Genomic DNA, 24,925 nt, shown 5'->3' on the forward strand with positions numbered 1-24,925 from the left:
CCACGAATACCGCTGACATACACCCGCCATGACCGGTACCGGTCAGGCGAAGCGCTTCGTGATGTTCTCGACTCGCTCCAGCAGGTCCAGGTCGTAGGCGACGCCGGGGATGTAGAACAGCACGTAGTCGGCGCCGGCCTCGAGGACCGCCTCGACCTTGTTGGCGATCTCGTCCTCGGTGGTGATCAGGTTGTCCCGGTCGAACTTCTCCCGGTTCATCGGGCCGAGCGCCTTCTCGGTCGCCTTCTGCGGGTCGTCACCCTTGTCGATCGGGAACACGTTGAAGTTCGTCGACTTGATGATGTCGTCGTAGTTCCGGCCGACCTTCTCGCAGTGGCCGCGGAGGATGTCCGCCTTCTCCTTGAAGGTCTCCGGGTTGCCGCCACCGATGTTCGCGGCGTCGCCGTACTGCGCGACCAGCTTCAGCGTGACCTTCGGGCCGCCGCCGCCGATCCAGAAGCTCGGGTGCGGCTTGCGGACGCCCTTCGGCTCGTTGATCGGTGCGTCGATCGAGTAGTACTTGCCGTTGTAGACCGGCTTGTCCTCGGTCCACATCTTGTAGATGATCTCGGTCGCCTCGCGGAACGCCGCCATCCGCTGCGGGATGTCGGTCCACTCGTAGCCGTAGGCCTTCCACTCGTGCTCGTACCAGCCCGCGCCGATACCGGCGTACAGGCGGCCGTGGCTGGCGACGTCGACGGTGGACGCGATCTTCGCGTACAGCGCCGGGTTGCGGTAGCCGTTGCAGCCGACCATCTGGCCGATGTTCACCCGCTTGGTGTCGCGGGCCAGCGCCGCGGTCGCGCTCCAGCACTCGAAGGTGGTGTTGTCACTCGGCTCCGGCACCGTGTGGAAGTGGTCGAACAGCCAGATCGAGTCCCAGGACTGCTCGTCGGCGCGCTTGGCGACGTCCGTCATCGCCTCCCACTGCTCGATCGGATCGGCGATCTGCGCCAGATCCATCTTCCAGCCCTGCGGGACGAAAACCCCGAAACGTGTAGTCATGCTGCCATCCTTTCTGGGGATGGCAGCATCGGTCCATCACTACGAGTACTGAATTTGCACTCAATCGGACCACTACAGCTTCTTAATTCATCGCGCGCTCAGCACTCCCGCGCCCACTCCGGGTCCCGGGCGGTGTACGGCGCGCGCGGCCAAGATCGCGTTCAGGGCGATCGGTGCCAGCCGGCCGCCGAACTCCTGCCGGGTCAGGGCCGCCACCCCGGCGGCGCTCGGCGCGGAGGCCGACGTACCGAAGAAGAGGCAGGTCCGGTTGAGCGTGGTCGGGCAGGTCCCCGAGCCGAAGCCGCCGGCACCGCTCACCGAGACACCGTCGGACGCGAGCCAGTACGGCGCCGGGAAGCTCACCGAGCCGGGACCGGGGATCCCCTTGCACGGACCGGGCTTGCCGCCCGGGCAGCGGGTGGTGGTGATCAGCTGGGTCGGACCGGCCGCGCTGTAGGCCTCGAGCGGCGTGGTCTTCGGGTCGACCGACGTGTTCGCGTTGACCGCGCCGGCGCTGGTGGCGAAGCCGATGTAGTTGGAGTCCGGGTTCATCGAACCGGCGCGCTCCGGCGGGTCGATCGTCTGGACGCCGGCCGACAGCGCACGCCAGCGCAGGTCCAGGATCGGCGCCTTGCGGGCGGTCGAGGTGCCCTGGACGTCGACGACGAGCTTCACGGCCTGGGCCGCGGTGGTCGTGTTGTCGTACTCGAACTGCTCGATGGTGTCACCGACGCCGTTCGCCTGGACTCCGGTGCTGGACGCGAGGCACCTCGTGCCGGTGCTGTCCATCAGGTACAGGTTCAGGTCGGTGAAGCCGCCCTGGCCCGCGGTCGGGTAGACCGCGCGCGGCTCGCTCCACTGCAGGGTCGGCATGACCGACGCCCCGGGCAGCAGGTTGAGGTCGTACGACGTGTCGTCGCCACGGAGCTTCACCACGTTGTCGGGCGCGTCCGGGCAGCCGTTGAACGGGCCGGTGGCGCCGTCCGGGCCCTTGCCGGTACCGACCGCGGCGACCCGCGGCGCGTGCCGGTTGCCGAGGTTGCCGGCCGACGAGCTGACCCAGATGCCGTGCTTGGCCAGGCCCTCCGCGGTCGCGGCGCCGATGCCCTGCTGGAAGACCGGCTCGTCGTCGAGCGCGATGTCCTCGGCGATCATCGAGACGCCCGCGTTGGCGAGCGTGTGGAACGCCTCGACGTACTGCGCCGTGGTGTCCTGCGTGCTCGCGTAGGCCAGCTTCGCGCCGGGCGCGAGGTCGTGGATGATCTCGAGCATCGCGGTGCCCTCGTCGTCGACGTACGACGCCGCCTGCTGGAGCACCTGCACGTCCGCCGGCAGCTCACCCGCGGCGATCGCATCGGCGATGTGGTCCACGTCGCCGGAGATCGCGCCGACCTTCTGCCCGCGACCGGTCAGGCCGCGTGCCTGCGCGAGGTCCGCCTTGTGCAGCTGCACGCCTTCGGCGGTCACCGGTCCGACGTCCACCTGCGGGCGGAGCGACGGCCGGAGGGCGGTCACCCAGCCGAGGGCGGCCACCGCGTCGAGTTTGTCCGGCGGGATCGACGCCGAGACCAGGCCGGTCTGCGGCAGGTCGGCGCCCGGGACGCTCTTGAAGCTCGCGGTGTTCTTCAGCACGGACACGCCGAGCGAGGTCAGCGCGGCCTCCTGCTGCGCGGTCACCGGCGAAGCGGCATAGACCTCAACACCGAGCCGGCCGCTGCCGTCCACCTTCAGCGCCTTGGTCCCGGCGCTCAGCGACCTGCTGTTCGCCGTCGCCTTGGCCGCGGCGTCGCGCAGCATCGTGGGGATCTTCACCGAGCCTGCCGAGTCCTGCGGTGATGCCGCTGTCGCTGGTGAGACCACCGCGACCACAGCCATCGGAACGATCAGCGCCACGCTGCTCAGCACGTATCGAAGCTTCATGGAGTCCTCCCCCTCGTCGCCGGGACCACAGTCACCTAGCCACGAACCAGCTGTCCAGACTTCGCGTCAAACCCAACTGACCGCAAGGGAGAACTCTCATCGACAAGTTCGAACGGCTGTTCATCACGGCCGCCACAAAGATTGCACAAGGCACCCATCAACGCGACGAACTCCCCCAGGACGGCGGCCGCTGGCCCGTCTCCGTCGTACTGCGCCCTCCCCAGGACAGCCCACTCACACAAGCCCTAGACACCCTGACCACAGAGGCAGCCGCCCTAGCAGGCCCAGCCCACTGGCAAACCGGCCAACTCGGCTCCGCCCACCTCACCGTCCGCGCCCTCGAGCCACGCCGAGAGCTGATCCCACCCGACGACCCCACCCTCAGGCGCTACCAGTCCGCCCTCCACCGCGCCACCCTCGCCACCACCTGGCCCATCCCCTTCCAAGTCACCGGCCTCACCCTCACCCCCGGCACAGTCATGGCCTGTGCCGAGCCCCTCGACGAAAACGCCGACCTCTTCAGCAAACGCCTCACCACCGAACTAGGCCCCGACGCCCATCACGAGCCCGACCCTCGCGACATCTGGTACCTGAACCTTCTGCACTTCACCACTGAGATCGCGAAGCCTGATGCACTGATCGACTGGGTCGCCGCCCGCCGTAGAACACCCATCGGCACCACCACCATCTCCAGCCCGGAACTCGTCCGCTCCGACTACCACCCCGGCCCCAGGCCGCACATGCGACCGGGCGGTGTGAGAGCGCTCTAGTTTCGGAACCGGTGAGGGGTTGACCGGCGGGTTGGGAGGGCTGAGAGTCGGGCGCAGCGTGGGTGTGAGGCTCGCGGTGAGGTGGGGAGTCGCTGATGCGTGGTTTCCGGCGGGTTGCTCTGGTCGCGGCGGCGACTCTGGTCGCGGGACTGCTGCCGTTGTACGCGGTGGCCGATGATCCGGCGCCGCTGACGTTGGCCGCCTTCGAGGGAGCCGAGCCCTTCGCGTCCCCGCCTAACGCGGGGATCTTCGCCTGGGGCAGTGACGCGGACGACCCGCCGACGCTGGAGCTGCAGACCCGGGCGGACGCGCCGGCCGGTGACAAGGTGCTGCACGGGACCTACAACATCAGCGGGTACGGCGGGTTCAGCCACGACATCACGTACGACGTGAACCCCGGCAACTGGTCGGCGTACAAGGGCATCCGGTTCTGGTGGTACGGGCAGAACACCGCCCCGCTCCCACCCGGCTCCGGGAAGCGGATCTTCTTCGAGATCAAGGACGGCGGCGCGAACGCCGAGGCCTCCGAGCTGTGGAACACCAGCTTCACCGACGACTGGCAGGGCTGGCACCAGGTCGAGATCCCGTTCAGCCAGCTCGTCTACCGCAGCGACTACCAGCCGGTCGGCGGTATCGACCAGATCCTCAACCTGACCCAGATGTGGGGCTACGCGGTCACCATGCCGGTCGGCTCGCCTGGTGAGTTCGCGATCGACCAGGTCGAGGTGTACGGCAAGGCCGATCCGGCGTTGAAGGCGAGTGTCGTCACGGATGCCGGCGTCTATCCGGTCAAGGAGGGCGCCACCGCTCAGGTCAAGGTCTCCGTCGCGACCACCGACAGCGCACCGCTCGAAGCACCGGTGACCGTCGACTACAAGACCGGCACCGGATCAGCCGGAGCCGACGACTACACCCCCGTGAGCGGCACTCTCACCTTCCCAGCCGGTACGGCGTCCGGCACCAGCCAGACCGTCGCGGTCGTGACACGCAAGGACCACACGGCGGAGGCCGCGGAGACCATCCCGCTCGAGCTGACGGTCACCGGCGCGAAGGCACCCTCGACCCAGCCGGTCGTGGTGATCAACGCGCACGACCTGCCGTACCTGAACTCCAAGCTCCCGATCAAGAAGCGCGTCGACGACCTGGTCGCCCGGATGACGACGGCCGAGAAGGTCGGCCAGATGACGCAGGCCGAGCGCAACGCACTGCAGTCGAAGTCGGACATCGCGTCGTACGCCCTCGGCTCGCTGCTCTCCGGCGGCGGCTCGGTCCCGACTCCGAACACCCCGGCGGCCTGGGCCGCGATGATCGACACCTTCCAGCTGAACGCGCAGGCGACCCGGCTGCAGATCCCGTTGATCTACGGGGTCGACGCGGTGCACGGGCACAACAACGTGGTCGGCGCGACGATCCTGCCCCACAACATCGGCATCGGCGCGACCCGCGATCCGGCGCTCGCTCAGAAGGCGGGTGAGGTGACCGCAACCGAGGTCCGCGCGACCGGCATCCCGTGGGACTTCGCGCCGTGCTTGTGCGTGGTTCGTGACGACCGCTGGGGCCGGGCGTACGAAGGGTTCGGTGAGGACCCGGCGCTCGTTCAGTCGATGGAGACCGTGATCACCGGGCTCCAGGGCAAGGCGGACGGTAGCCAGCTGTCGAAGAACACTCACGTACTGGCCACCGCGAAGCACTTCGTCGGCGACGGCGGTACGACGTACGGCAGCTCGACGACCGGCTCGTACAAGATCGACCAGGGCATCACCCAGGTCACCACGCAGCAACTGGAGACCTTGCACCTGCCGCCGTTCAAGACCGCCGTGGATCTCGGCATCGGCACCGTGATGCCGTCGTACTCGAGTGTCGCGCTCGACGGTGGGCCGCCGGTCAAGATGCACGGGAACGCCGACCTGATCAACGGCGTCCTCAAGCAGAAGATGGGCTTCAACGGCTTCGTGATCAGCGACTGGCAGGCGATCGACCAGCTGCCCGGCGACTACGCGAGCGACATCCGTACGTCGATCAACGCCGGCCTCGACATGATCATGGTGCCGACGAACTACCAGGGCTTCACCCAGGGACTGACCACCGAGATCGCCGCCGGCAACATCCCGATGAGTCGGATCGACGACGCGGTACGACGGATCCTGACCGAGAAGTTCAAGCTCGGTCTGTTCGAGCACCCGTACGCCGATACCTCGAACGCGAGCACGATCGGGTCGGCCGCACACCGGGCCGTCGGCCGCGAGGCAGCGGCGGAATCGCAAGTGCTGTTGAAGAACGACGGCAATCTGCTGCCGTTGAAGGCTGACCAGAAGGTCTATGTTGCCGGCAGCAACGCCAACGATCTCGGCAACCAGATGGGTGGCTGGAGCATCACCTGGCAAGGCGGTTCGGGTGCGACGACCACCGGTACGACGATCCTGGACGGGATCAAGCAGGTGGTGCCGACGGCAACGTTCAGCGCCGATGCCTCTGCCCCACTTGAGGGTCACGATGTCGGCGTGGTCGTGGTCGGCGAACGCCCGTACGCCGAGGGAATTGGGGACGTGGGCAACGGTCACACCTTGCAGCTCTCCGCTGCCGACAAGGCCGCGGTGGACAAGGTCTGCGGCGCGATGAAGTGCGTCGTACTGGTCGTGTCCGGTCGGCCGCAGGTGATAGCGGACCAGCTCGGCGAGATGAACGCGGTCGTCGCGTCCTGGTTGCCAGGGACCGAGGGTGCCGGTGTTGCCGACGTACTCTTCGGCAAGCGTCCCTTCTCCGGTCGCCTCCCGGTCAGCTGGCCGCGTGCCGAGGACCAGCAGCCGCTCAATGTCGGTGATGCTTCCTACGATCCGCAGTACCCGTTCGGTTGGGGTCTGACCACTCAGGCCGCGGCTCGTCAGGCGCTGACTGATGCTCGCAACAGCCTGCTCCGTAAGCACGATCCCAACGCTCTGGCGGCCGCAGTCACGGCAAGCATCGCTCTGAGCGTGAAGGACTGGTCGGGGCCGCAGGCAACCATTGCCTTGGCCGCGGCGGCTCAGTCGGCGAAGTTCCTCGAGCGCACCAAGGTGGACACCTTCGCCGAAGACGACGCCGTCGTCGGTGTGGCCCGCTGGGTCGCCCAGAACCACATCGGCCAGAACATCACCGAACCCACGTCCAAACTGACATCCGACGCGGACCACCTGCTGCTGAGCGGAAGCTTGAGCGCCGCGGTCAGCAAGCTGACCGCGGCCTCCAAGAGCTAGCTAGAAGTGGGGGTGGGTTCAGCTCACCCCCACCAGCTCACGGTCGACAGGAGCCAACGCCTGCTTGTGCAGACGGTTCGGCCACCACGCGCGGCGACCGAGCAGCACCATGATCGACGGCAGCATCACGATCCGGACGAGCGTGGCGTCGATCAGGACAGCCACCGCCAGGCCGACACCCATCTGCTTCATCTCCAGCATCGCGAGGGTGGCAAAGACCGCGAACACCGAGACCATTACCGCGGCCGCGCTCGTCACCACGCCGGCGGATTCGGTGATGCCCTTCCGGACCGCCTCGCTCGGGGTCAGTCCCTCGACCACGCCCTCGCGGATCCGGCCGAGGACGAACACGTGGTAGTCCATCGACAGCCCGACCAGGATCACGAACAGGAACAACGGGATCCAGGAAACCACGAACCCGGATGACGTGAACCCGAGCAACCCTTCCGCCCAGGTGTGCTGGAACACCAAGGACAGCACCCCGAAGCACGCCGCCACCGAGGCGAGGTTCAGCACCGTCGTCACCACCGCGATCGCCACACTCCGGAACGTCACGGCCATCATCACCAGTGTCAACGCCAGCACGAAGGCGATCACCCACGGCAGCTTGTCCCGCTGATTGTTGCCATAGTCAACCGACTCGGCCGACTCCCCGCCAACCGCCCAGGTCGTGGATCCCAACGCGGCCGGCGCCAACTGCTCACGTAACTGATCCAGCGCAGTCTCGGCGTTCGCACTGCCCTCCGGCAACACCGACACCAGCGTCAGTACGGCGGTACCGTTCGCCTGCCGGATCGGATGTCCCGGCGGTACGACGAACTCGCCGCTCTTCACCGCAGATCCCTGCAACCCGGCCAGCGCCGCAGCCGCGTCTCCACCCTGCGCGACCACGTCGTACGACAGACCGCCTTGCGACGGGAAGTTGTCCTGCAGGGCCTTCAGCGTGCGTACTTCGGGAATGGTCTGCGGCAGCGTATTCAGGTCAGCCGACTCGGTCTTCATCCCCAGTGCCGGTACGGCGAGGGCGATCACAATCACCGCGGAGAACGACAGTGCCGTGCGCGGATGACGCAGTACCGGAGCCAGGATGCGGCGGCTGATGCCGGCCGGACCGATGCGTCGATTGAGCCGCCACAGCAGCGGGACGCGCGGCCGGTCGACCCGGTGACCGAGCTTGGCGAGCAACGCCGGCAGGACGGTCAGCGAACCGAGAACCGCTACCGCGACGACCACGATCGTTGCCGTTGCCATCGAGGTGAAGGTCGCGTCCTGAGCGACGTACAGGCCGGCCATCGACACGATCACGGCCAGGCCGGAGACGACGACCGAGTGGCCGGACGTTGCCGCGGCGATCTCGACCGCGTCCAGGGTGCTGCGGCCTTTGCGGCGTTCCTCGCGTTCGCGTTTGAGGTAGAAGAGCGAGTAGTCGACACCGACCGCCATCCCGATCAGCAGGACCACGTTCGCGACCGATCCGCCGTCCGGGAAGAGGTACGACAGCGGCGCGTAGAAGCCGAGAGCCGCGCCGACGGCCGAGAACGCCAGCAGGACAGGGATCCCGGCCGCGATCAACGCACCGAAGGCGAGCAGCATCAGCCCGAACGTGATCGGCAAACTGAGCTTCTCCGCCTTCGCCAGGTCGGAACCGACCTGCTTCCAGATCCCCGCGTCCACCGAGGCGTTGCCGGCCTGGGCGATGGTCAGCTCCGGATTCGCCTTCTGTACGTCGGCTGTGGTGGCGACGATCTTGTCGATCGCGTCGGCCGCGTCGTCCGCCGTACCTTTGAGCTCCATCGGAACGAGCACGGCCTTGCCGTTCTCGGACCAGACCGGCTTGCCAACGGCCTGGACCGACGGCAGTGCTGCCAGCTTCTGGCTGAGCTGGGCGATGGCCGTGGTTGCCGCGGCCTTGCTCAACGGACCGTCCGGGTCGGTGATCAGAACGGTTTCGGCGGGGCGATCGCCGAGGCCTGCCTTCTCGACCAGTTCCGCGGCCTGGCCGGACTGACCGACCCAGTTGTCCTTGCTCTGCGTGTGTTGCTTCGGGATGACCACCGACATCCCGACCGCGACGACGACGAGCAACAGCCAGAGGCCGATCGCCCGCCATGGATGGACAGCACTCCAGCGCGCGACGCGCACAGTCACTGAACCCCTGGTCATCTTCCCCACCTCTCGACGGCCGGGCCTTCTGCCCAGTCAGAACGAGCCTGACCTGGTTGACCGCGGATCTCAGGAGTCCTGACCCCCCGGCCAAGGGGGAGGTAGGTCTACCCAGCGACCGGTTCGGTCGTCCGGGAGCGGAGGCGGCGGAGCATGCGGGCGTCCTCGAAGCCGACGGTTCGGGCCGCCGCCTCGATGGTGGTGCCGTGGCCGATCAGGTGCTCGGCGCGTTCCAGGCGGAGGAGTTGCTGGTACCGGAGCGGGGTGAGGCCGGTGGCCGTGGTGAAGATGCGGGTCAGGGTGCGCTCGCTGACGCCGACCTGACCGGCCAGGTCGGACAGCGGGAGGCGCTCGGCGTACTGCACGTCGATGACGTCCTGGACGCGGTGGGCGAGGTCGCTGAGATGACCGCGGTGGCGCAGCATCGCGCTCTCCTGCAGCTCGTCGCCGTTGCGGCGCGCGTACACGACCATCTGCCGGGCGACCCGGGCGGCCGCCTCCGCACCACGGTCGACCGCGACCAGATGCAACGCCAGGTCGATCCCGCTCGCGATCCCGGCGGAGGTGATGATCCGGTCGTCCACGACGTACAACACGTCCCGAACCATCGTCCCCCGCGGGTAGCGGGCAGCCAGCTCGTCGGTCAGGTCGTGGTGGGTCGTGAAGCGCCGGCCGTCGAGCAGACCGCTCGCCCCGAGCGCGTCCGCACCCGAACAAACACTGGCCACCGACCCGCCACTCGCATGGTGATCACGCAGCCTCTGCCGGACCTCGGGCCCGATCGGCGGCACCGGCGACAGCGACGGCGATCGCCACCCAGGTACGACGATCAGGTCCGTCGGCTCGATCTCCGGCCAGTCCAACTGTGCCCGCAACGGCACGCCCTGAGCGGTCATCACCTCCTCGGATTCGGCGACGTAGCTCAGCTCGTAGCCGTACCCGAGGTCGTTGGCCGTCGTGAACGCCTGCGCCGGCCCGGCCAGATCCAGCAGGTGCACCTTCGGCACGAGTACGAAGACGATCCGAGTGGGACGCATTCGGTCAGGATGACACGGGTACGGCGGTGAGTTCGTCGAGTGTCCGGATCGTGGCGAACCGACCCGCCAGCACGTACTCGGTCCGCTCGCTGACCTGGTCCGCGGAGAGGGTCCGGGGATCGGCGAGGACCTCCTCGACAGTCGCATCGTCGCGGATCGACCAGTGCGCGAGCGCCATCGTCGCGGTCGCCTCGGTCACGAACACGACGTCGTACCCGAGGTCCGATCCGACGCGCGCGGTGGTCTCGCAGCACTGCTCGGTACGGATGCCGCTGACAACGATCTCGGTGACGCCGTGCTGGGTCAGCAGTTGCTGCAGATTCGTTGTGGTGAAGGCGTTGTGCGACGTCTTGGTGATCATCGGCTCACCGGGCAGCGGCTCGAGTCCGTCGATCAGCTGGACGTGTCCGTTGGCCGGGTCGAACGCGCCACCGGTACCGGGCTCGGTGTGCAGGACCCAGACGACGAGGTCGCCCTTGTCCCGGGCCGCGCGGACCAGGCGGTCGACCCGGTCGGCGATGTCGGGGTGGTTCACCAGCTGCCAGTTCGGGCGGACCCGGAACGATTCCTGGACGTCGATCACGATCAGTGCGGTTCGGCTCATGACCCCATCGTCGCCCGCTGACGGCGTACCGCAGAAGGCTCGATCGAGGCCGGGACCGGACCGATCTGGTCACAGCCGCGCGACCTCTTCAAGCATGGTGGAGAGATCGGACGAATTCACACCGTTCCGAACTGTTCCAAACACCGGTCTGGCGCGCTTATCGTGCCAACGTCTGGATCTACAACGATTGAGGGGATTGCGATGCCCGACCACCTGCCCCGCCGCCAGGTCCTCCGGACCGCCGGCGTCCTGGGTCTTGGTGCCGCCGCCGCGGGCGCTTTGAGCAACACCGCGGATGCCGCCACCCAGGCCGCTCGTACGCCGGATAAGTTGGCCGCCATGGGCGAACACCACGGCAGACTCGAGATCCACAAGGACAAGTTCGGTACCACGCCGGACGGTCAGCAGGTGGACGTGTACACGTTCACCAACGGCCGGGTGACGATCTCGATGCTCACCTGGGGCGCGACCATCCAGCGGGTCGAGACGCCGGACCGCCGCGGCCGGACCACGAACATCAGCCTCGGCTTCGACAACCTGCCCGACTACGCGGCCCTCAGCCCGTACTTCGGCGCCACCATCGGCCGCTACGGCAACCGGATCGCCAAGGGCAAGTTCACCCTGGACGGGACGACGTACCAGATCCCGATCAACAACGGCGAGAACGCGTTGCACGGCGGCACCATCGGATTCGACAAGAGAGTCTGGAAGGCCGAGGTCGTCAAGTCCGACAAGGCCGTCGGCGTCGCGTTCACCTACGTCAGCCCGGACGGTGAGATGGGCTTCCCTGGTGAGCTCACCAGCACCGTCACGTACACGCTGGACAAGCGCGACAGCCTGCGGATCGACTACCACGCGACCGTCGCGGGCAAGCCGACCATCGTCAACCTGACGAACCACTGCTACTTCAACCTGCTCGGCGAGGGCAACGGCACCATCTACGACCACGTGCTCGAGCTGAACGCGGCGAAGTACACCCCGGTCGACGTGAACCTGATCCCGACCGGCGAGATCGCTCCGGTCGCAGGTACGCCGTTCGACTTCAACCGGCCGACCGCCATCGGCGCCCGGCTCCGCGGCGACCACCAGCAGCTGATCTTCGGCCGCGGCTACGACCACAACTTCGTGCTGGCCGGCCAGCCGGACAGCAACGGGATGCGCCTCGCGGGCCGCTTCACCGAACCCGAGCACGGCCGCACCATCGAGGTCCACACCGACCAGCCCGGCGTCCAGTTCTACAGCGGCAACTTCCTCGACGGCACCTTCCTCGGCATCGGCAACAAGGCCTACCGCCAGGGCGACGCCTTCGCCTTCGAAACCCAGCACTTCCCCGACTCCCCCAACCACCCCAACTTCCCGTCCACCGTCCTGCGGCCGGGCGAGACCTACAAGAGCACCACCGTCTACAGCTTCGGCACCAAGTAGCCCGGTGAGGTGCAGGACCGGCGTCCTGCACCTCACGCTTGCCAGCACCGGCCAACCGGCGCACGCTGGCCGGTGGAGGGTGGGTGACGGGTTGTGGTTAGGGCGGCGCCGGCGATCGAACCGGCCCGCGGACCGGGGCCGTGGGCTCTGTGGACAACTGTGGTGGCGGGTTTCGGCACGCTCGTCGTCTCGATCGCGCTCGCACTGGCAGGCGACGAGCTGGTCCGGCCGGGACTGCAGGCACTGCTCTTCAACTGGATCACCGTCCCGTACCTGATCAGCGGGACGATCGCGTGGTGGCGCCGGCCTGCGAGCCGGCTCGGTCCGCTGATGATCGCCACCGGATTCGTGATGGCCCTGACCGCCCTGCAGTGGTCGACCGTGCCCGTGCTGCTCTCCGTCGGTCATCTGCTCGACCTGGTGCCGGCGGCGATGTTCCTGCACGTGTTCCTCGCGTATCCCACCGGACGCGTGGCCGGACGCCTCCGCCAGGTGGTCGTCGTGGCCGGCTACGCGACGGCCGTCGTACTGCAACTCACGAAGATCCTGCTCGGGATCAACCCTGACAGTCTCTTCACCGTCACAACGAAGCCGGTCCTGGCCGGCCGGATCGAGCAGGCCGAGCTGATCACGATGAGCGCTCTGCTGCTCGTCGGCGCCGCCCTCCTCCTGGTACGGCGACCATCCGCGATCCGGGTACGTCGTCGGCCGGTCGCGTTGCTCGTGGACAGCTTCGGTCTGGCGCTGATCGTGCTCGCGATCCTGTTCGTCGCGGGGCTGCGTGGCTGGTCGCAGATCGAAACGGTTCGGCACGTCACGTTCGCCGTACTCGGGCTCGCGCCGGTCGTGTTCCTGCTCGGGCTGCTCGACGCCCGGCTGGCCCGCACCGATGTCGGCGCACTGCTGATGGATCTGCGCGCCGACCCGGCCGGTGACCTGCGCGAGCCGCTGGCGCGCGCCCTGCACGATCCCTCGTTGACCCTTGCCTTCTGGTTGCCGAAGTACGGCAGCTGGGCGGACTCCGAAGGGCACGCCGTCACGCTGCCCGGCGGATCCGACGGGCGGGCGACGCGAGTGATCTACCGCGACCACGAACCCGTCGTCGCTCTCGAGTTCGACCGGTCGCTCGAAGACGAGCACGAGCTGCTGGACGCTGTCGCGGCAGCGGCCGGCATCGCCTTGGAGAACAGCCGCCTGCAGGCGGAGCTACGGGCCCGGCTGCACGAACTGCAAGGTTCCCGTGCGCGCGTCATCGATGCCGAGCAGCAGGAACGGAAACGGCTCGAACGCAACCTGCACGACGGCGCCCAGCAGCGCCTGGTCGCGCTGGCCCTGGAAATCGGGCTGCTCGCCGGCCAGTCCGCCGGCGACGCCGACACCAAGGCGCGCCTGATGCAGGCCAAGCAGCAGGTCAGCGCATCGCTGGACGAACTCCGTGACGTTGCCCGCGGCATCCATCCGGCCGTCCTGACCGGACACGGCCTGGCCGTCGCACTGGAGTCGCTCGCCGCGCAGGCCGCTGTCCCGGTGACGCTGGAGGTCGTGGCCGACGGAAGGCTGCCCGAACACGTCGAGGTCGCCGCCTACTACGTGGTCAGCGAGAGCCTGACGAACATCGCCAAGCACGCCCACGCTAGTACGGCGTCCGTCCGGGTCACGCGATCCGCCGGCCGGCTCGTGGTAGAGGTCGTCGACGACGGGGTCGGCGGCGCGGACACCGAACGCGGATCGGGTCTGCGCGGACTCGCCGACCGGGTCGAGGCGATCGGCGGGCGGCTCCGGATCTGGAGTCCCGCCGATGGCGGTACCCGGCTCGAGGCGGAGATCCCATGCGGGTAGCGATCGCGGAGGACAGCGTGCTGCTGCGCGAGGGACTGACCAGGATCCTCGGCGACGCAGGGCTGGACGTGGTCGCGGCGTACGACAACGCCGACGACCTGCTGCGGTACGTCCGCGGCTTCCCGCCGGAGGTCGCGATCCTCGACATCCGGCTGCCGCCGACCCACAACGACGAAGGGATGCGCGCCGCCCTGCAGATTCGCGAGCGGCATCCCGGCGTCGGTGTGCTGGTGCTGTCGCAGTACCTCGAGCTCGGTCTGGCGATGCAGCTGCTGTCCGAATCGGCCGACGGCGTCGGCTACCTGCTCAAGGACCGGATCAGCGACGTCGAGGACTTCACCGGCGCGGTACGCCGGGTTGCCGCCGGCGGCTCGGCCATCGATCCGAAGATCGTCTCCACCTTGCTGCAACGCCGGCGCAGCGATGACCCGCTGGCCGCGCTGACCCCGCGCGAACGGCAGGTGCTCGAACTGATGGCGACCGGCGCCTCCAACCAGGGCATCGCCGACGACTTGGTCGTCACGTTGCGGGCCGCGGAGAAGTACGTCTCCGGCATCTTCACCAAGCTCGGCATCCCGTCCACGCGCAGCGAGTCCCGCCGGGTGCTCGCCGTACTGCTGTATCTGCGCGCCTGACGGGACACCAGAAACCCGAACCCCGCCTTCACCGGCTGCCCGGTCTGCCGAACGCGCCCGCCGGCGCGAGTCTCGAGGTAGACCCCTGGAGGCGCCGTGAAGACCCGAATCATCCAGAACCAGCCTGACGACGACGGCACCCCGCCGCCCGCCCGCGTCGCGGCACCACCTGACAGCCACCCGTCCGCAAGGAGATCCGTCATGTCGTTCGTCCGCAACCACCCGGTGATCAGCTTCTTCGTCCTGGCCTACGCGCTCACCTGGGCAACGCTGCCGTTCGGCAGCTTCTTCGCCCCGGGCGCCCTGCTCGCTGCTCTCATCATCGCCTTCCTGAACGACGGCCTCGCCGGTCTCCGGGCCATCGGCGCCCGGCTGATCCGCTGGCGGGTCCGCTGGGTCTGGTACGTCGTCGCGGTCGCCGTACCGCTCCTCGTCCACTTCGTGACGATCGGGATCAACCAGGCGATGGGCGCACCGTCACCCAACTCCGGGCAGTTCGCGCCGTGGTACGGGCTGGCCCTCGTCATCGGCATGAACATGGTCGACCCGATGGGTGGCCCGTTCAGCGAGGAGCCGAGTTTCCGCGGCTTCGCACAGTCGAAGCTCCAGACGACCCGCACTCCGCTCGCCGCTACCGCACTGATGGCCGTGGCGGTCGCCGGCTGGCATCTGCCGCTGTTCCTGATCTCGTCCTACGGCCTCCAGCCCTACGAAGCCGTGACCACCGTCGCCGTCACCTTCTGGTACGGGTGGCTGTTCGATCACGCGGCCGGCAGCGTGCTCATCACCCTGATCGCCCACGCCACCGAAGGCAGCATCAACACCAGCGACCTCTGGCCCACCGGCCCCGACCTGACCCGCGAGACCTGGCTGTACGTCGTCGTCTGGTCCGCAGTCGCCATCACGTTGCTCATCGCCAGCCACCGCTTCTGGACCCGCCCTGCACCAATCAGCGCCACCTCCCCCGCCCCCACACCGGAGCGTGTCTCATGACCACCACGCCACTCGCCCCCGCACCACCGGTACGTCGCTCCTGGAGCGGCTGGCGCACCCTGCTGGTCGTCGTGGGTGCCACGTTCGCAATGGTCAGCGTCGTCCTGTTCGCTGTCGGCGGCGTCGGCCTCTGGGCCCAGCACCAGCGCGACGACCACGGATACTTCACCGCCGGACCAGAGCATCTCACCACCAGCACCTACGCGCTGTCGGCTCCGTCGCTCGACATCGGCGGTACTGGACCGGACGCGCTCTACACCGACGATTTCCTCGGTGATGTCCGCGTCGACTTCGAGTCGAAGACGCCCGGTACGACGGTGTTCGTCGGCATCGGTCCGGCGGCCGACGTCGCGGCGTACCTGAACGGCGTCGGCCACGACGAGGTCGCGGACTTCGACGTCGATCCCTTCAAGCTCTCCACCACGTCCCAGGCCGGTGACGAGCCGTCCGCCGCTCCCGCTACTCAGTCCTTCTGGGTCGCGTCCGCCACCGGCGCCGGACTCAGCACCCTGACCTGGCCCGCCACCGGCGGCGACTGGTCCGTGGTGATCATGAACGCCGACGGCTCGCGGAACGTCGCTGTCGACCTGAGCGTCGGCGGCACCCTGCCGGTGGTCGAGGGCATCACGATCGGCGCGCTCGTCGGAGCTGTCCTGCTGCTGATCATCGGGACCGCCTTGATCGTCCCGACCGTCGTCACCCGGCGACGCGCTGATCGCTGAGCAAGGGTTACCTAACTTGCTTAGGGTTGGGCGCATGGTGCTGCAGATTCCGTTCGAGGATGCGTTTCGGTTTGATCCGTCGCCGACGTTCGCGGAGCTCCGGGAGAACGAGCCGGTGGCGCGGGTGCGGACTCTCGCGGGCGCCGAGGTCTGGCTGGTGACGCGGTACGACGACGTGAAACTGGTGCTCGCGGATCCGCGGTTCTCGCGGGCCGCGGTGGTGAAGCAGGGCGCGCCGCGGGTGGCGCTGGCCAAGCCGATGCCGAACAGCCTGACCACGACGGACCCGCCGGAACACACCCGGCTCCGACGATTGGTCGTACCAACGTTCGCGCACCGGAAGATCGAGCGGACCCGGCCGTGGGTCGCGGAGCTGTCCGCGCAATTGGCCGAGGACGTCGCCCGCGCCGGTGACGGTGCCGACATCCGGCAGCTGGTCGCGCTGCCGCTGCCGATCCAGGTGATCTGCCAGCTGCTCGGCGTACCGTATGCGGACCGCGCGCAGTTCCGGGAGTGGACCGAGCTCGGGTACAGCATGAAGATGGCCGAGAAGGATCTGGTCGAGGACGCGATGACCAACCTGACGGCGTACATCGAGGACCTGGTCAACAAGAAGCTGGCGAACACCTCGGGCCCCGCGGAGGATCTCCTCGACGAGCTGGTGCGCGCTCGCGAGGAAGGCGACCGGCTCAGTCAGGAGGAGCTGATCGCGTTTGGCGTGAACCTCCTGGTCGCCGGTCACGAGACGTCGGCGAACCAGATCTCGAGCTGTGTCGCGACGCTGCTCCGCTGGCCGGAGAACTGGACCCAACTCGTCGAGGAGCCGGAGTTGGTGCCGTCGGCAATCGAGGAGCTGCTGCGCTTCAACCGGTTCAGCGAGGTCGGTCAGCTCCGGGTCGCGGTCGAGGACCTCGAGCTGCACGGCGTACAGATCAAGGCCGGCGAAGGCGTGATGGCCGCGCTCAACTCGGCCAACCGGGATCCGCGCGCGTACGACGCTCCCGACGAGCTGCGGGTGGATCGGCCGGACAACAAGCATCTGTCGTTCGGCTTCGGGCCGCACTTCTGCCTCGGCGCACAGCTGGCGCGGATCGAGCTGCAGGAGTCGTTGCTGGCGCTGGTACGCCGCTTCCCGCGGATGAGCCTGGCGAAGCCCGCCGAGGACCTCGAGTGGCGACGAGTCCTGGTGAGCGGTCTCGCAGAACTGCCGGTGAACCTCGATTGAGGTCCACCGGCAGGTCGGCTAGTTCTGCGAGGCGAACACGACTCCGTGCTCGGTCTCGTACTGCTCGATGAAGCGCGCGGCCATCGGCTCGCTCGACGCGATCGCGTCGGCCAGCGTCTTCGCCGTGCGCTCATGACCGGCCGGCCAGTCGGACAGCAGCGCGTACGCGCGCATCCGCTTCTTCTCGAGCACGGTCGGCTCCGGCTGCTCCTCCACCACCACCGGCTTCGGGTCGGGCAACACGGGCTCGACCTTCGGCGTGGTGATCAGCGCCGGCGGCTGCGGGTCGGCCGGTCCGGCGAACGGCGACGGCGGCTTGGGCTTCTCCACCGTCGGCTCGGCCTTCGGCTGCGGCGCGAACGGCTTGAGCTTGCCGGACGCACCGTTGGTGCCAGAGCTGCCGTTGGTGGCGGAGCTGCCGTTGACGACATGCTGCGGCTCGCCGGCGTCCTCGACCACGACCGCCTCGGCGACCGACTCGTCGCCTTCCGGCGGCTGGTCGACGATGGCCATCAGCTCGCCGGTCCAGGCGTCCTCGTCGCGCAGCGACACGCCTGAGTTGTCCACCCGCCGTGGCTGCCCGCCTTCGAGCACCCAGACAGCGGCCGGCACGCCCGCACCCTCTTCGGGCTCCGGCGGCGGCGAGATCGCCTTGGTCAGCTTGTTGGTGATGACCTCGTAGTTGATCCGCTCCTCGAGCATCCCGGCCAGCCGGTCCGGGTCGTACGTCGTCTCGGCGATCTTCGCCAGCCGCTCGTCCTGGTGCTCGGACCGGATGTACTCCGCGACCGTCCCGGCGATCGCCTCGCGGCGACTCCGGTTCCGGATCTGGTGGTGCGCCGCGCGCAGGCTCTCGTACAGGCCGTAGCCGTGCTCGATCGCCAGCGAACGCGCCAGCCAGGTCACCCGCGGCTCGCGGGCCCACTGCACGACGCCGTACACCGGACCGGTCTCGCGCATCTGCCCGGCGCGGCGCAGCGCGTCGCGACGGCGGGCCGAGCTGTGGATCAGCCAGAGCACGTAGGCGAACGCGGACAGGCCGCCGAAGCCGAAGGCGAGGAAGCGCTCCTCCGGCCGCCAGTGGCCGACCACGTTGAAGACGACCGCGACGAGTGCCGCGAAGAACGACATCGCGCGATAGGCGTAGGCCTGCTCGCCCTTGCGCCGGCGGAGGTCGGCCAGGGCCGCGGTGGCGACGCCACCGAGCTCGAGCACTGCGACCGCGGGCGTGACGAGGACGATCTTCAGCAACTGCGAGAAGCCACTGTCAGGCCAGGGGATGTGGGTCACGCCGGCCCAGACCTGGCCGACCAGCGCCGCGGCAGCCGCGGTCGCGTAGAAAGCGTAGGCGACTTTGTCCGCACCAGTAAGAGGTACGTTGACCAGTTCGCCAGTACTGGATGTGCTGGTGTTCTCCTGCAAGACGTGCACTCCTGACCGGTTTGGGCTCTCCGGCAGTTCGTCGGGTGGGTGGTACGGCGGCCCCCATATAGCGCGCTGCACGAGGCTACCGGTTTCCGGCCCCGATCGGGGAGGCGAATCCGGAAACGTCTCGAACCTCCCCACTCTTACCACGGTTCTAACCTGGGAATTCAAACGACCCATAGGCTCGGGTCCGTGATCCCGACCGTCCGCTCCCTCCCCGACCCCGCTGCGCTGGCCGGCTGGCTCGGCCCGCGCTACGGCCTGAGCTTCACCAGTTGCACCCTGCTCCGCTCACTGGTGAACGACGTCTACGTACTGTCGACCGACGAGTCTCGATATGTCCTCAAGCTCTATCGGTACGACGGACGCCGACCGGACGAAATCCGTTGGGAGACAGGGCTTTCGGCCCATCTCGGTGCGGCCGGCGTACTCGTCCCGCCTGTGCGTGAGTTGCTCGATGGAGACACCGTCGGGCTGCTCGAATCACCCGAAGGACCCCGCACGTTCACCCTCTCGTCGTACGTCGAGGGGACCAAGCCGCGGCCGCCGTTCACCGACTCGATGTACGCCGAGTTCGGCGAGCGACTCGCTGCCTTTCACGATGCCGCCGACAACTACACGTCGACGTACTTCCGGCCGCCGGCCGACCTCGTGCACCGGCTCGACGAACCGCTCGAAGAAATCCTCGCTGTCGACAACGCGGAGGAAAACCTGCTCCGATCCCTTGCGGAAGCTGTACGGAACAACGTCGCGCAGTACTCAAAGGCAGGAACCTGCCACGGCGACGTCTCGATGGACAATGTCTTGTTGACGGAACAGGGACTCCTCCTTCTCGATTTCGATCTCGCCGCCGTCGGCCCGTTGGCCTCGGACTTCGCCGGCGTCGCGACGACAGTGCACTGGGATGCGTTCAAGGCCGGCTACCGGATCCGCCGGCCGATCACGGCCGAGGACGAGGCGGCGATCCCGTACCTGCAGGTCGTCGGCAGCATCTTCAACCTGCGGTTCCATCTGGTCGACAAGCCGCAGTGGCGTGGCGCCGAGTCGCGCGACGAGGGCTGGGCCGCGGCGGAGCTCGATCGGCTGCGGGCGGCGGCCGACGTACTGCTCTGAACTTCACAGCAAGGTGCCAGGAAACGCCAAGCGGCTCTGAGGGCTGGCCGCACATCCTGAAGGCATGAAGGTTGCGGCGCGTTCGCTCAGTGTGCGGGTCGCGGCGGCGATGGTGCTGCTGGTCGCGGTGATGAGTATCGTGATCGGCGCGCTGACAACCGCCGCGATCAGCTCCTACCTGACCAAGCAGCTCGACGGGAAGGTCGACGCGGCGCAGGGTCGGGCGATCGGCGCGCTGCAGAACAACGGGCCGCCGCGGGATTCGCCGCACGGGCAGGACGCCGGCACCGTGACGGTCTATGCGGAGTCGTCCGATGCCGTCGGCAGCGTGATCACCGCGGACGGCAAGCTGACCACCCTCTCGACCGAGGTGGTCGACGTACTGGACAAACTGACTGCCGGTGCGAACAGTACGGTCGATCTGCCGACCCTCGGCGAGTATCGCGTGCACGCGTCGAGCGCCGGTCCGATCACCGTGATCACCGGCCTGCCGACCAAGGACATCCAGGACACGATCAGCAGCCTGGTCGGCTGGGAGGTGCTCTTCGGCGGCGTCGGCGTACTGACCGCGGGTGGTGTCGCGGTGTTCGTCGTACGGCGTCAACTGCGACCACTGCGCCGGGTCGCACAGACTGCCCGGGAGGTGGCCGGTCTGCCGCTCGACACCGGTGAGATCGGAGTGACCGCGCGCGTACCCGATCAGCTGACCGACGAACGCACTGAGGTCGGACAGGTCGCGGTCGCCCTCAATACGCTGCTGGGTCACATGGAGAACGCGCTGGACGCGCGGCACCGCAGCGAGCAGCAGGTCCGCCAGTTCGTCGCCGACGCATCGCACGAGCTCCGTACGCCGCTCACCACGATCCACGGCTACGCCCAGCTGAGTCTCCACCAGGGCGACCCCGAGCTGTTCACGCACGCTATGGGCAAGGTGATGGTCGAGACCACCCGGATGGCGTCGTTGGTCGAGGATCTTCTGCTACTCGCCCGCCTGGACTCGGGCCGCCCGCTGGACAGCCATCCGGTTGACCTGTCCCGGCTAGCCCTCGACTCGGTCACCGACGCCAGGATCGTTGCCCCCAGCCACCATTGGGAGCTGGACCTGCCGGCCGACCCGATCATCGTCATCGGCGACGAGCAACGCCTCCACCAGGTCGTCACCAACCTCCTCACCAACGCCCGCCGCCACACCCCACCCGGCACAACCGTCACCGTGGCAGCGAGCCTCGCGGACGAATCCGCCGTACTCACCATCCACGACGACGGCCCCGGCATCCCCGCCGACCTACTCCCCAACGTCTTCCAACGCTTCACCCGAGCCGACCCAGCCCGCACCAGCACCGCAGGCGGCACCGGCCTCGGCCTCTCCCTGGCCCGCTCCATCACCAACGCCCACAACGGCACCCTCACCCTCACCTCAGTCCCCCACAGCACCACCTTCACCCTCCGCCTACCGAGGTGACGGGTTAGGAGGCGAGGGCCTTTTGGGCCTGGACGGCCAACGACTTGGCTCGGTTGTCGTCGGAGAGGCCGTCGGCTACTAGTACGGCGTAGCGGAGGGGGAGGGTGGTGGTGGCGGGGAAGGGGAGTTCTTCGGTGAAGAAGGGGGCGGGGCAGACGGCGGCGAAGTCTTCTGAGCGGACGAACCACTCGGGTGGGTGGCGGACGTTGTCTCCTGCGTCGGCGATGATGATCGTGGAAGCCGTGTCGGTCTCGTCCTGGCGGGCGGTGAAGCCCATCCACGGGGCGCGCTGACCGCGGAGTTCGTCGCCGCCTTTGCCTTGTGGGGCGAGGATCGTGCCGTTGGTGAACGACCGCGGTCCGCGCCAGAACAGGCCGCCGTACCCGGCGTTCGGCCGACCGGCTGTGGTCGGGCTGCCGATCTGGATGTCCTCGCCGGACACGTTGGTCATCGCGGTCTCGTAGACCAGCACCCAGCCGTCGTCGGTGAGCCGCGTGGTGATCGTGCGCGTCTCGTCGACGATGTGCTTGCCGCCCTGGGTGTGCCACGACAGGTGGTGCGCGAACCGGACCTCGTCGTCGGACACGTCGAGCGCGTCGACCCGGTCGTGGTCCTGCGAGCCGTTGTTGCCGAGCGCCTTGTACCCGTTCTCCTTGGTGTACGTCGGCCCGCCCCAGAAATTGTCGTGCCCGAAGTGCGGCAACGACCACGACATCCCCTTGTGCCACAGGTGATCCCACGGCCGGTACACGGTGACCAGGTCGCCGGTCAGCGTCCGGATCGGGTGGAAGTACGGACGCGGCGACTCGTACTGCGGATCGTCCGCGTTGTAGACATAGGTGAACAGCTCGCCGTCGCCCGCCGTCACCTGGATCGATTGGTTGACAGCGTGATTGCAGCCGAGATTCATGAATTCTCCCGTGGTGATTGCCCTGTCCATGGCGCCCCGAGCTCGCCGAACAGCGCCAGCTCGTCCGAGGCCCGGTCGATCCAGTTCTCCACGTCGAGAACGATCGGCCGGCGCTCAAGTCCTTCGCCTTCCCAGCGCACCGACTCGGCCGGGATCTCCACTGGATCCGCAGCCGTCCGGACCGCCTCGACCACGCGGGTGAACCCACCCGTCGCAGCCAGCGGCACATACAGCGGCACGGCGGGATCGGCCCGATGCGCGAGCAGATTCTCCAAGAGATCGGCTCGCGCGTACTTGGTCTCGCCGATCCGGTCCGAGGCGTACCGCAGTACGGCGTCCCCCTCGGACCCGTGCACGATCAACGATGGCTCGAGATGCTCGGTCGCGCACAACGTGACCGCGATCAGGATCGTCGTACCGCGGCTTGTCGTGATCCGCACTGTCGAGGTGTCGTCGGACTCGATCGGGTTCGCGCGGTACAGCTCCGTCTCGACCGACCGTACGTCGTCAACACCGGTCGACCCGTCCAGCAGCAAGGCAGCCGCAGTCGAGTGCGCGAGCGGGTTCGTCACGGCACCGTCGACGACATCGACCCCGTCGAGCCTCCGTTTACCGGCCCACCGCGCCCGCTGGAAGTACTTCGCGGTTCGCACCCACTTGCCCGTCGCGCTGATCCCGCGGATCTCACCGAGCTGCCCGTCGGCGACCATCGCGGCCAGCTTGAGCGTCGCCTCCGACGCCTGCGCCTGAAAGCCCACCTGACAAGCCCGCCCGGTCTCAGCAACCACCGCCGACAACTGCTCGAACTCGGCCAGCGACGCCGTCGGCGGCTTCTCCAGCAGTACGTCGGCACCCGCACGCATCGCCAGCTCGGCCAGCGGTACGTGCGTCTGGATCGGCGTACTGATAATCACCACGTCGACCTCGGTTGCCTGCAGCAACTGCTCCAGACTCGTGAAGGAGGGCAGATCCCCACCAGGCCTAGGATCGGCGACCCCCACCAGCTCGGCCCGGCCGGCCGCAGCCAGCCGGGTCACGTTCCGAACGTGGGACGCGCCGTGGCCGTGGACACCTGCCACGGCCACGCGCGGCCCGGTCATCGACAATCAGTTGCCGTCAGCAACACTATTTGAGTCCCCCGCTGATCTCGTCCAGCATGGCCTTCGCGGCCTTGTCGGGCGCCTGCCGGCCGAAGAGTACGTCGGTCGTGTAGCGCTGGACGATCTTCTCCGCCTGACCGCCACCGACCGGCGGCGCCGGCGACGGGTCGCCGAGTTCCTTGCCGATGTCCTGGATGAACTTCGCGGACGTCGCGTCGGCCGGCTGCAGCTTCGGGGCCACCGCGGCCCGGATCTCGGTGTTCGGCGGTACGCCACGCTCGGCGAGCAGAACGTTGCCGGCAGCGGCACTGTTCGCCAGGTAGTTGACGAACTCCGAAGCCTCCTTCTGGTGCTTCGACCTCGACGAGATCGACCAAAACATCGAGCCCTTGTAGTACGACCCGTTGTCGGCCGCCTTGCCGTCGGGGCTCGGGATCCGCAGCAGCTTCAGGTTCTGACCGGAGGCCTTGCTGAAGGCAAGCAACTGGTTGCTCCAGGTGAAGCTCATCGCCAGCTTGCCGGTCGCCATCATCGACTGGTCCAGCGCCGCATTCAGATCCTGGGATACCGCCTCGGCCGACGGCAGCGCCTTCGCGTCACGCAGCTTCAGGATGTACTTGAAGAAGTCGGTCGCCTTGTCCTGCGTGACGCCGAGCTTGCCGTCCTTGGTCCACAGCGACTCGCCGTTCTGCCGAGCCCAGAGGTTCAGCCCGGCCTCGTTCTGGCCGAGGGTGCCGGTCCCCCAGGCCTTGCCGTTCAGCTTCGACGAGAGCTCGGCAGAGATCCGGGAGTAGTCGTCCCAGGTCCACGTGGTGTCGTCCGGCATCGCGACTCCGGCGGCCTTGAAGACAGCCGGGTTCGCGATCACCGCGAACGAGTTGATCCCTGCGTTCAACCCGTAGAGGCCGCCGTCGAACTCACCGGCGCTCAACGTGTCGGGCTCGAACTTGCCGGTGTCCAGGCCCTGCGCCTTCTTGAGATCGAGCAGCGCGCCACGGTCGGCGTACTCGCGCAGGTACTTCTCGTCCATCTGGATGACGTCCGGAGCGTCGTTCGCCGCGACGGTGGTGGCGAGCTTGTCCCAGTACCCGGACCACTCGCCGAACTCGCCCTTGATGGTGACGTTCGGATGGTCCTTCTGGTACGCGTCGATGACCTGCTGGGTGAGCTTGGTCCGGGTGTCCGAACCCCACCAGGTGAATCGGAGCGTGACCTTGCCGCCGGCATCGTCCGACGAGCCGCCCGGACCGCCGGAGTCGCCGCCGCAGGCGCTTGCCGCCAGCAACGTGGTGGCCAGGGCCAGGGCCGTTGCCACGCGTGGGATGTGCAGCCTCATGATGTGCA

General features: G+C 68.0%; 19 protein-coding genes. 10 read left to right on the plus strand and 9 right to left on the minus strand.

Translation table 11 applies throughout. The features are described 5' to 3' along the window. Positions 1-42: 42 nt before the first annotated feature. Together EV650_RS19310 and EV650_RS19315 are read right to left on the minus strand one after the other, a co-directional pair. The gene (locus EV650_RS19310; RefSeq protein ID WP_134120442.1) at positions 43-1,005 is read right to left on the minus strand and encodes an LLM class F420-dependent oxidoreductase; all 963 of its coding nucleotides are present in this window, start codon (positions 1,003-1,005) and stop codon (positions 43-45) included. An 87-nt stretch (positions 1,006-1,092) separates the two neighbouring features. Next, positions 1,093-2,925, minus strand: coding sequence for a S8/S53 family peptidase (locus tag EV650_RS19315; protein ID WP_134120443.1), 1,833 nt, complete (start codon positions 2,923-2,925; stop codon positions 1,093-1,095). A gap of 479 nt (positions 2,926-3,404) precedes the next feature. Here EV650_RS19315 and EV650_RS19320 point away from each other — a divergent pair, with 479 nt between their 5' ends. Together EV650_RS19320 and EV650_RS19325 are read left to right on the plus strand one after the other, a co-directional pair. Further along, positions 3,405-3,695: a hypothetical protein gene (locus EV650_RS19320; RefSeq protein ID WP_134120444.1), complete on the plus strand. Its 291-nt coding sequence runs from the start codon at positions 3,405-3,407 to the stop codon at positions 3,693-3,695. 95 nt (positions 3,696-3,790) lie between these two features. Further along, the gene (locus EV650_RS19325) at positions 3,791-6,928 is read left to right on the plus strand and encodes a glycoside hydrolase family 3 N-terminal domain-containing protein (protein WP_134120445.1); all 3,138 of its coding nucleotides are present in this window, start codon (positions 3,791-3,793) and stop codon (positions 6,926-6,928) included. Positions 6,929-6,946: 18 nt separating this feature from the next. Here the strand turns inward: EV650_RS19325 and EV650_RS19330 are convergent, their stop codons facing one another. The 3 genes from EV650_RS19330 to EV650_RS19340 all read right to left on the minus strand — a co-directional run bounded on the left by EV650_RS19330 (position 6,947) and on the right by EV650_RS19340 (position 10,732). Then, positions 6,947-9,091 (minus strand): MMPL family transporter, encoded by a 2,145-nt coding sequence (locus EV650_RS19330; RefSeq protein WP_134120446.1) that lies wholly within the window; start codon positions 9,089-9,091, stop codon positions 6,947-6,949. 107 nt (positions 9,092-9,198) lie between these two features. Next, positions 9,199-10,128 carry a GlxA family transcriptional regulator gene (locus EV650_RS19335; protein WP_134120447.1) on the minus strand — a complete coding sequence of 310 codons (930 nt, stop codon included), beginning with the start codon at positions 10,126-10,128 and terminating at the stop codon, positions 9,199-9,201. Between the two features lie 4 nt (positions 10,129-10,132). Next, entirely contained in the window at positions 10,133-10,732 is a 600-nt protein-coding gene (locus tag EV650_RS19340; protein ID WP_202874765.1) for an isochorismatase family protein, read from the minus strand. A gap of 201 nt (positions 10,733-10,933) precedes the next feature. Here EV650_RS19340 and EV650_RS19345 point away from each other — a divergent pair, with 201 nt between their 5' ends. The 6 genes from EV650_RS19345 to EV650_RS19370 all read left to right on the plus strand — a co-directional run bounded on the left by EV650_RS19345 (position 10,934) and on the right by EV650_RS19370 (position 17,571). Then, on the plus strand, positions 10,934-12,157 hold the full coding sequence (locus EV650_RS19345) for an aldose epimerase family protein (RefSeq protein WP_134120448.1): 1,224 nt from the start codon (positions 10,934-10,936) through the stop codon (positions 12,155-12,157). Positions 12,158-12,250: 93 nt separating this feature from the next. Further along, positions 12,251-13,996 carry a sensor histidine kinase gene (locus EV650_RS19350; protein ID WP_134120449.1) on the plus strand — a complete coding sequence of 582 codons (1,746 nt, stop codon included), beginning with the start codon at positions 12,251-12,253 and terminating at the stop codon, positions 13,994-13,996. After that, on the plus strand, positions 13,987-14,631 hold the full coding sequence (locus EV650_RS19355) for a response regulator transcription factor (protein WP_134120450.1): 645 nt from the start codon (positions 13,987-13,989) through the stop codon (positions 14,629-14,631). Before EV650_RS19350 ends, EV650_RS19355 begins: the two co-directional genes overlap by 10 nt. A 96-nt stretch (positions 14,632-14,727) precedes the next feature. Further along, positions 14,728-15,624, plus strand: coding sequence for a CPBP family intramembrane glutamic endopeptidase (locus EV650_RS19360; protein ID WP_134120451.1), 897 nt, complete (start codon positions 14,728-14,730; stop codon positions 15,622-15,624). After that, positions 15,621-16,346: a hypothetical protein gene (locus EV650_RS19365; RefSeq protein ID WP_134120452.1), complete on the plus strand. Its 726-nt coding sequence runs from the start codon at positions 15,621-15,623 to the stop codon at positions 16,344-16,346. The genes EV650_RS19360 and EV650_RS19365 overlap by 4 nt, the downstream gene beginning before the upstream one ends. Positions 16,347-16,380: 34 nt before the next feature. Beyond that, entirely contained in the window at positions 16,381-17,571 is a 1,191-nt protein-coding gene (locus EV650_RS19370) for a cytochrome P450 (RefSeq protein WP_134120453.1), read from the plus strand. A gap of 18 nt (positions 17,572-17,589) precedes the next feature. Here the strand turns inward: EV650_RS19370 and EV650_RS19375 are convergent, their stop codons facing one another. Continuing rightward, positions 17,590-18,993 (minus strand): hypothetical protein, encoded by a 1,404-nt coding sequence (locus EV650_RS19375; protein WP_134120454.1) that lies wholly within the window; start codon positions 18,991-18,993, stop codon positions 17,590-17,592. 195 nt (positions 18,994-19,188) lie between these two features. On the opposite strand from EV650_RS19375, the gene EV650_RS19380 reads away from it, so the two are divergent. After that, positions 19,189-20,109: a phosphotransferase enzyme family protein gene (locus tag EV650_RS19380; RefSeq protein WP_134120455.1), complete on the plus strand. Its 921-nt coding sequence runs from the start codon at positions 19,189-19,191 to the stop codon at positions 20,107-20,109. Positions 20,110-20,173: 64 nt separating this feature from the next. Further along, positions 20,174-21,571, plus strand: a complete 1,398-nt coding sequence (locus EV650_RS19385; protein WP_134120456.1) for a sensor histidine kinase — start codon at positions 20,174-20,176, stop codon at positions 21,569-21,571. 4 nt (positions 21,572-21,575) lie between these two features. Here EV650_RS19385 and EV650_RS19390 read toward each other — a convergent pair whose 3' ends face one another. Genes EV650_RS19390 through EV650_RS19400 form a run of 3 tightly spaced genes read right to left on the minus strand, consistent with a single transcriptional unit; the run spans position 21,576 to position 24,917 of the window. Continuing rightward, positions 21,576-22,481, minus strand: coding sequence for a DUF6807 domain-containing protein (locus EV650_RS19390; RefSeq protein WP_134120457.1), 906 nt, complete (start codon positions 22,479-22,481; stop codon positions 21,576-21,578). Continuing rightward, positions 22,478-23,581, minus strand: a complete 1,104-nt coding sequence (locus tag EV650_RS19395) for a Gfo/Idh/MocA family protein (RefSeq protein ID WP_134120458.1) — start codon at positions 23,579-23,581, stop codon at positions 22,478-22,480. Before EV650_RS19395 ends, EV650_RS19390 begins: the two co-directional genes overlap by 4 nt. A 25-nt stretch (positions 23,582-23,606) precedes the next feature. Then, positions 23,607-24,917 carry an ABC transporter substrate-binding protein gene (locus tag EV650_RS19400; RefSeq protein ID WP_134120459.1) on the minus strand — a complete coding sequence of 437 codons (1,311 nt, stop codon included), beginning with the start codon at positions 24,915-24,917 and terminating at the stop codon, positions 23,607-23,609. Positions 24,918-24,925: the final 8 nt, after the last annotated feature.

The sequence above is a fragment of the Kribbella kalugense genome (assembly GCF_004365875.1).
Taxonomy (GTDB): Bacteria; Actinomycetota; Actinomycetes; order Propionibacteriales; family Kribbellaceae; genus Kribbella; species Kribbella kalugense.

What these genes read in the sequence shown, in the direction of transcription:
- EV650_RS19310 (WP_134120442.1), bottom strand. Translation starts at nt 1,005, where the DNA reads ATGACTACACGTTTCGGGGTTTTCGTCCCGCAGGGCTGGAAGATGGAT.
- EV650_RS19315 (WP_134120443.1), bottom strand. Translation starts at nt 2,925, where the DNA reads ATGAAGCTTCGATACGTGCTGAGCAGCGTGGCGCTGATCGTTCCGATG.
- EV650_RS19320 (WP_134120444.1), top strand. Translation starts at nt 3,405, where the DNA reads ATGGCCTGTGCCGAGCCCCTCGACGAAAACGCCGACCTCTTCAGCAAA.
- EV650_RS19325 (WP_134120445.1), top strand. Translation starts at nt 3,791, where the DNA reads ATGCGTGGTTTCCGGCGGGTTGCTCTGGTCGCGGCGGCGACTCTGGTC.
- EV650_RS19330 (WP_134120446.1), bottom strand. Translation starts at nt 9,091, where the DNA reads ATGACCAGGGGTTCAGTGACTGTGCGCGTCGCGCGCTGGAGTGCTGTC.
- EV650_RS19335 (WP_134120447.1), bottom strand. Translation starts at nt 10,128, where the DNA reads ATGCGTCCCACTCGGATCGTCTTCGTACTCGTGCCGAAGGTGCACCTG.
- EV650_RS19340 (WP_202874765.1), bottom strand. Translation starts at nt 10,732, where the DNA reads ATGAGCCGAACCGCACTGATCGTGATCGACGTCCAGGAATCGTTCCGG.
- EV650_RS19345 (WP_134120448.1), top strand. Translation starts at nt 10,934, where the DNA reads ATGCCCGACCACCTGCCCCGCCGCCAGGTCCTCCGGACCGCCGGCGTC.
- EV650_RS19355 (WP_134120450.1), top strand. Translation starts at nt 13,987, where the DNA reads ATGCGGGTAGCGATCGCGGAGGACAGCGTGCTGCTGCGCGAGGGACTG.
- EV650_RS19365 (WP_134120452.1), top strand. Translation starts at nt 15,621, where the DNA reads ATGACCACCACGCCACTCGCCCCCGCACCACCGGTACGTCGCTCCTGG.
- EV650_RS19370 (WP_134120453.1), top strand. Translation starts at nt 16,381, where the DNA reads ATGGTGCTGCAGATTCCGTTCGAGGATGCGTTTCGGTTTGATCCGTCG.
- EV650_RS19385 (WP_134120456.1), top strand. Translation starts at nt 20,174, where the DNA reads ATGAAGGTTGCGGCGCGTTCGCTCAGTGTGCGGGTCGCGGCGGCGATG.
- EV650_RS19390 (WP_134120457.1), bottom strand. Translation starts at nt 22,481, where the DNA reads ATGAATCTCGGCTGCAATCACGCTGTCAACCAATCGATCCAGGTGACG.
- EV650_RS19395 (WP_134120458.1), bottom strand. Translation starts at nt 23,581, where the DNA reads ATGACCGGGCCGCGCGTGGCCGTGGCAGGTGTCCACGGCCACGGCGCG.
- EV650_RS19400 (WP_134120459.1), bottom strand. Translation starts at nt 24,917, where the DNA reads ATGAGGCTGCACATCCCACGCGTGGCAACGGCCCTGGCCCTGGCCACC.